Below are 5286 nucleotides of genomic sequence, written 5' to 3' on the forward strand. Positions count from 1 at the left end.
CTGGGAGCTCGAGCTGAAGCTCGAGGCGATCTTGTGCTCGATCATGTGACCTCCTTGACCTTGATCATGCGATCTCCTTGACCTTGACGGGCCGTCCCTCGTGCAGGCTCCGCCGCGCGGCCGTGGCCGCGCGCAGGGCTTCGATGGCGTCGCGGGGGCCGGGGCTGGGCGGGCGGCCCCCCCGCACGGCGTCCACGAAAGCCTGCACCTCCGCGCGGTAGGCGTCCCGAAAACGCTCGATGAAGTAGTGGATGTAGTCGCCGCGGACGCCGCCCTCGCCGTAGCGCCAGACCTTGGTGGCGCGCTCGTCCTCGCTGACCAGCTTGCCCGCTTCACCGTGGACCTCTAAGCGCAGGTCGTAGCCGTGGACGGTGCGGCGGCTGTTTTGGATCACGCCGATAGCGCCCGAGGCGAACTCGAGCGTCAGAACGCTGGTGTCGACGTCGCCGTAGTCCGCCAGGTAGGGCGCCACCAGCACCCTGCCCAGGGCCGTCACCCGAAGGATGTCCCCGGCGACGAAGCGCGCCATGTCGAGGTCGTGAATGACCGAGTCGAGATAGATGCCGCCCGAGGTCGCCACGTAGGCCTCGGGCGGCGGCGCCGGGTCGGAGGACTGGCTGCGGAACATCTCCACCCGCCCGAGCTCACCCGCGTGCACGGCCCGGGCGACCTCCGCGAAACCCGCGTCGAAGCGGCGGTTGAAGCCGATCTGAAAGGGCAGGCCCGCCGCCTCGACCGCCGTCATCGCTGCCTCGGTCTCTTTGAGGTCCAGCGCCACCGGCTTCTCGCAAAAGACGGCCTTGCCCGCCGCCGCCGCCGCCGCTATCTGCGCGGCGTGGCGCGTGGTCGGCGAGGCGATGAGCACCGCGTCCACCTCGGGGTCACGCAGGAGCGCGTCCAGGTCCTGGGTGCCATAGGCGCCGGCAAAGGCCGCCCGCTGCGCCGCTTGGGGCGAGGCGTCCATCACACAGGCGAGGCGCGCGCCGTCGATTCCCCCGGCGAGGTTGCGAGCGTGCAAGAGGCCGATGCGCCCGGCGCCGATGACGCCGAAGCCCAAACTCACAGCCCGTACCTGTCGCGGAGAAAGGCTCGAGCTTCCCCGCTCACCCTGTAGGGGTCGTGAAGGGCCGGGTCCTGCTCGGCTTCGACGACGAACCAGCCGCCGTAGCTCACCCCGCGCAGGGCGTGTATCACCGGGTCGAAGTCGATGACGCCGGCGCCCGGCGTGCAAAAGACATTGGCCTTGACCGCCTCGAGAAAACTCAGCCCCTCCGCTCTCACCCGCGCCAGCACCTCGCCGCGCACGTCCTTGAGGTGCACGTAGCTCACCCGGCTCACCCACTTCTGCGTCACCGCCGCCGGGTCGCCGCCACCGTAGAGGATGTGGCCGCTGTCGAGGCAGTAGCCGACGAGCTCGGGGTCGGTTAGCGTAAAGAGGCGGTCGATCTGCTCGGGCGTCTCGATGGCGGTGCCGCCGTGCGGATGCACCGAGAGCCGCACGCCCTGGCGCAGGGCGTAGCGGCCGAGTTCGTCCAGGGCCGCGGCCAGCCGCTCCCACGCCTCGTTGGAGAGCGCCTCCACCCCCTCCTTCGGTCCGCGGGCGTCCCAGTGCAGCGACCCCCCGCCCTCGGCGACGTTGGCGTAGCTCGAGCCCGCCGCCTGGCAGAAGTCGATGTGCGCCCGCGTCCTCGCCATCTCCTCATCCAGCCCTTCGGGATAAATGAGATTGGTCCAGCGGTAGGCGCCGGCGAGCTCGAGGCCGTGCTCTGAAAGCTTTCTCTTCAGCTCGAGCGGGTCCTGCGGGTAGCTGTAGCTCATCTCCGAGCCCTCATAGCCGAGCTCGGCCATCTCGCGCATCACCCGCTCGCCGCTGTAGCCCGGACCCCAACCGCGGATGTCGTCGTTGACCCAGCCGATGGGGCCGATGCCGACCCTGTTTTTAACACCACCGTTCACAGCAGCACCCTTTGCCCTTTGCGGGCCTCCTCGTAGGCTGCTCTGGCCGCCCTGACGCTGTCCTGCTCCGACACCTCCGCGACCGGCACGTCCCACCAGCCGCCGAAGTTGGGCACGCGCTTCTCGGGGTCGGTGGGCACGACGATGACGGTCGTCTCTTGCCGGGCCTTGGCCTCACGCAGCGCCGCCTCGAGCTCAGCTAGCGTCGCAGCGAAGAGGGCGTGCGCGCCCATGCTGGCGGCGTGGGCGGTGTAATCGACCGCGACATAGTCGCCCGTGAGCCGCGCACCCTGGCGGTAGCGCAGCTCGTTGCCAAAAGACGGGCTGCCCAGCGAACGCTGCAGGCCGTGGATCGATTGGAAGCCGTGGTTGTCGATGAGCAAGACGGTGAGCTTGAGGCCCTCTTGCACCGCGGTGACGATTTCGCTGTTCATCATCAAGTAGGAGCCGTCGCCACAGAAGACGTAGACCTCGCGCGCGGGGTCGGCCAGCTTGGCGCCGAGGCCGCCGGCGATCTCATAGCCCATGCAGGAAAAGCCGTACTCGAGGTGGTAGCTCTTGGGGTCTTCGGCGCGCCAGAGCTTTAAGAGGTCGCCCGGCATGCTGCCCGCCGCGCAGACCACCACGTCCCGCTTGTCGGCAAACTCGTTGACCACAGCGATGACCGCCGCCTGGCTGAGGTTCTCGGGGTCGTCGACCTTTCGGGTCTCGCTCACCAGCGCGTCCCACTCGGTCTTGAGGCGCTGGGCCTCGGCCGCGTAGCCTTCGGGAACGCGCCAGCTTTGAAGCGCCCCGGCGAGGGCCTCGAGCCCGGCCCGCGCGTCCGCCACCAGCGGCAGCGCGCCCAGCTTGTGGGCGTCCAGCGAGGCGACGTTGAGCCCGACAATGTTTACGTCAGGATGTTGGAAAGCCGTCCTCGAGGCGGTGACGAAGTCGCCCAGGCGGCTGCCGACGGCGAGGATCAGGTCGGCCTCTCTTGCCAGGCGGTTGGCCGCGGTGCCGCCGTTGGCGCCGAGGGGACCGACGAGCTGAGGGTGATCCCAGGGGAGCGCGCCCTTGCCCGCCTGCGTCTCGCAGACGGGAAGGCCCGTCGCCTCGACCAAGCGCTTGAGCGCTTCCGTGGCCCCCGAATAGATCGTGCCGCCGCCGGTGACGACGAGCGGGCGCTCGGCCCGGCGCAGCATCCCTGCGGCCTCTTCGACCATCAGCCTTTCGGCGGGCTGCCGGGGTACGCGCCAGACGCGCTTCTCGAACAGGCTCACGGGAAAGTCGCAGGCTTCGGTCTGCACGTCTTCAGGCAGACAAAGCGTCACCGCGCCCGTGGCGGCGGGGCTGACGAGCACCCGCATCGCTTCGGGCAGGCTGGCGAGGAGTTGTTCGGGCCGGGTGATGCGGTCGAAGTAGCGCGACAGCGGCCGGAAGGCGTCGTTCACGCTGAGATCGCGCTCGTTGTCGTGCTCGAGGCCCTGCAAAACCGGGTCGGGCCGACGGCTCGCGAAGGTGTCGCTGGGCAGGAGCAGGACGGGCAAACGGTTGACGGTGGCGGTGGCCGCGCCGGTCAGCATATTGGTCGAGCCGGGGCCGACCGAGGCGGTGACGGCCATCGCCGCCAGCCGGTCGTTCATCTTGGCGAAACCGATAGCCGCATGGACCGCCGCCTGTTCGTTGCGAGGCACATAGAGAGGGAGGCTCTGACCACATTCCTCGAGCGCCTGCCCAAGACCGGCGACGTTGCCGTGGCCGAAGATGCCCCAGATGCCGGGGATGAGCCGCTGTTCAAGGCCGTCGCGCTCGCTCCACTGCAGGCTCAGGAACCGGACCACGGCCTGAGCGGTCGTCATTCGCACCGTTTTCATGGCGTTCTCGCTTCCTTTCCAAGCTCCCTGGGGCTCCAAAATTCTCCGAGGCTAGGCGGCTGGCCCAAGGCTCGGAGCGCCTGCTGGCGTCTCTCGATAGCCTTACCTTCACCTTATCAGCATTTCAAGCCGGCATTTCAACGCTGAGCAGTGACTGCTAGGGATGCAGGCTGCAAGGGACTCTTGCATCAAGGCCATCTTCTCTGCTAGACTCAGGCTATTACTTAGTAAAGCTGCCTAACGAAGTCTGGCAGCCAAGGAGCGGGCGTGAACGTAACTCAGCGCATCCTCGAGCTCATCCGCCACCAGGGGCCGCTCTCGCGCGCCGAGATCGCGCGGCGGCTCGGCGTCAGCAAGCCGACCGTGTCGGCGGGCGTGCAGCTCCTGTTGGGGGCCGGGCTGGTGCGCGAAGGCGGCTACGCCGAGAGCGAGGGCGGGCGGCGCGCCATCCTCATCGACTTCAACGCCGAGGCGGGCTTCGTCATCGGCATGGACGTAGGCGGCAGCGCCGCGCGCGCGGCGCTGGCCGACTTGCAGGGCCGCGTCCTGGCCTCGCACCAGGAGCCGACGGGCCACGGCGACGCGGCCGCGCTCCTGGCTCAGCTCGGGGGCATCAAGCGCCGGCTCACGGCACAAATCGGCGTTGATGAGAGGCGCGTTCTGGCGGTGGCCGTGGGCACGCCCGGCGTCATCGACCCCGTCTTGGGGATGGTTCGCTACGCCCCGAACCTGCCGGCCCTGGAGGACCCCGCCTTCATCCATCACATCGGCGAGGCACTGGGAGAGCAGGTCAGCCTCGAGAACGACGTCAACATGGCTACCCTGGGCGAGCAGTGGCAGGGCGCCGGGCAGGGCCTGAGCGACTTCGTCTTCGTGAGCATCGGCACGGGTCTGGGGCTGGGCCTGATGATGGACGGCAGGCTCTACCGCGGGACCGCGGGGCGCGCGGGCGAGTTCGGCTACGCTCCCCTGCTGGGTCAGCCGGACAGCAACTTGGAAGAACTCCTCTGCGGCCCGACGCTCGCCCGCAGGCACCGCGAGGCCGGAGGCGGCGGCTCGCCCGAAGAGGCTTTCGACGAGGCGCTGGCAGGACGCCAGCCGGGCAAGGGGGTGATCGAGGGCTTTCTCGAGCACCTGAGCCTTGCCCTCGCGACCTTAGCCAGCCTTCTCGACCCGCAGGCGATCATCCTGGGCGGCGGCGTCGGCAGCCGCTGCGCGCCCTTTTTGGGCGAGCTGCACGCGAAGCTCGCGCGCCTCTCGCCCATCTTGCCGCCCTTGGCCGTCTCGACGCTGCGGGGCGAGGCGGGCATCTACGGAGCGCTCGCCGTGGCCCTGCAAGAGAGCCGACCCCTGACGCTCCTGGAGGGGGGAGGTGAAAAGATCACCGAGAACTCGTAGCCCAGCCATCCAGCTATCCAGCCATCTCAGCCCAGCCATCTCAGCAAGGACAAATCAGCAAGGACAAATCAGAAGG

Annotated in this window: 4 protein-coding genes; 1 reads left to right on the forward strand and 3 read right to left on the reverse strand. The window is 68.8% G+C overall.

Going from position 1 to position 5286, the window contains the following annotated elements:
• Positions 1-64: 64 nt before the first annotated feature.
• The 3 genes from iolG to iolD are packed head-to-tail and all read right to left on the reverse strand — an operon-like array spanning position 65 to position 3812.
• Positions 65-1063: an inositol 2-dehydrogenase gene (gene iolG, locus M3498_17280; GenBank protein ID MDQ3461020.1), complete on the reverse strand. Its 999-nt coding sequence runs from the start codon at positions 1061-1063 to the stop codon at positions 65-67.
• Entirely contained in the window at positions 1060-1956 is an 897-nt protein-coding gene (iolE, locus tag M3498_17285) for a myo-inosose-2 dehydratase (protein ID MDQ3461021.1), read from the reverse strand. The genes iolG and iolE overlap by 4 nt, the downstream gene beginning before the upstream one ends.
• Complete coding sequence (gene iolD, locus M3498_17290; GenBank protein MDQ3461022.1) at positions 1953-3812, reverse strand: 3D-(3,5/4)-trihydroxycyclohexane-1,2-dione acylhydrolase (decyclizing); 1860 nt, start codon at positions 3810-3812, stop codon at positions 1953-1955. Before iolD ends, iolE begins: the two co-directional genes overlap by 4 nt.
• Positions 3813-4079: 267 nt before the next feature.
• Between iolD and M3498_17295 the strand changes: the two genes are divergently transcribed.
• Positions 4080-5210, forward strand: a complete 1131-nt coding sequence (locus M3498_17295) for an ROK family transcriptional regulator (protein MDQ3461023.1) — start codon at positions 4080-4082, stop codon at positions 5208-5210.
• Positions 5211-5286: the final 76 nt, after the last annotated feature.

The organism is Deinococcota bacterium (assembly GCA_030858465.1).
In the GTDB taxonomy this organism is placed as follows: Bacteria; Deinococcota; Deinococci; order Deinococcales; family Trueperaceae; genus JALZLY01.

Bases quoted from the DNA above. Each gene is read 5' to 3' on its own strand.
- iolD (MDQ3461022.1), bottom strand. From the start codon at position 3,812: ATGAAAACGGTGCGAATGACGACCGCTCAGGCCGTGGTCCGGTTCCTG.